Genomic DNA, 1,250 nt, shown 5'->3' with positions numbered 1-1,250 from the left:
GCCCCCGACCAGCGGCCGGATCAGCGGCCGGCGGAAGCCCACGGAGCCCTCCTCCTGCCCCAGCCCGGCGACCCCGCCGTACAGCCACGCCCCGACCGAGCCGAGCGTGTAGTGGTTGAAGGAGTTCATCGCGACGGGGCCGAAGCCGGCCTCCTCCGTCCAGCCATCCCAGCGCTCCCAGATGGTGGTGGCGCCGCGCTTGATCGAGTAGCCCCAGGAGGGGTAGCGGTCGTCGTGCAGCAGCGCGTACGCCAGGTCGGCGTGCCCGTGCTCCGACAGGACGGGCCCGAGCAGCGCCACCCCGGCGAACCCGGTGGTCAGCAGCCGCCCCCGCCGCTCCAGGTCGGCCACCAGGTGGGAGACGGCGGCGGGCACGAGGCCGGCGGGCACCAGGTCGTGCGCGAGCGCCAGCAGGTAGGCGGTCTGCGTGTCGCCCGTGATCTTCCCGTCGGCCGCGATGAACTCCCGCGCGAACGCCTCTCCGATGCGTGCCCGTAGCGCCGCGTACCGGTCGGCCGACGGGTCGCCCAGCACCCGCGCCGCCCGCGCCGTCAGGTCCGCGCTGAGTGCGAAGTAGGCGGTGGCCATCACGTCGCGGGAGGTCTGGACCCCCGCCTGGAGCCAGTCGCCGTAGTGGCTGCCGACCTTGTCGCGCCAGATCAGGCCGGGGTTGTGGCGTTCGACGTGGTCGACCCACCGGCGCATGCTGGGCAAGCTGTCGCGCAGGATCCGCTCGTCCCCGTACACCCGGTAGAGGTGCCAGGGCACGACCGTGGCGGCGTCGGCCCAGCCGGGCGTGCCGTGCCGCCCGGTCATGACGTGCGGCACCACGTCGGGCACCGCTCCGCCCACGGCGTCCTGCGCGCAGCGCAGGTCGGCCAGCCAATCGGTGAAGAAGGCCGCCACGTCGGCGTTGTAGCAGGCCGTGGGCAGGAACACTTGAGCGTCGGCCGTCCAGCCGAGGCGCTCGTCCCGCTGTGGGCAGTCGGTCGGCACGGAGACGAAGTTGTCGCGCTGGCTCCATCGGACGTTGCTCATGAGCTGCCGCACCATGGCGTCGGAGCAGGAGAAATCGCCCGCCACCGGCGTGTCCGAGTGCATCGCCCGGCCCACGACGTCGAAGTCGGCGTGGCCGCTGACTTCGACGTAGCGAAACCCGTGCACGGTGAAGCGCGGCTCGAACGTCTCCTCCGGCCGCCCCGCCGCCACGTAGTGGTCGGTGGCCTCGGCGGAGCGGAGGTTGGCGGTGT

The 1,250-nt window shown here is 73.0% G+C and carries 1 protein-coding gene; it reads right to left on the bottom strand.

The annotated features are described in order from the left end of the window. On the bottom strand, nucleotides 1-1,250 hold a 1,250-nt coding region (locus AB0J09_RS65110; RefSeq protein ID WP_360714545.1), incomplete at both ends, for a family 78 glycoside hydrolase catalytic domain.

Origin of the sequence: Nonomuraea sp. NPDC049784, assembly GCF_040659615.1 — a bacterium.
In the GTDB taxonomy this organism is placed as follows: Bacteria; Actinomycetota; Actinomycetes; order Streptosporangiales; family Streptosporangiaceae; genus Nonomuraea.
Note: the sequence above shows the minus strand (reverse complement) of the source record. Positions and strands in the feature narration are given on the sequence as shown.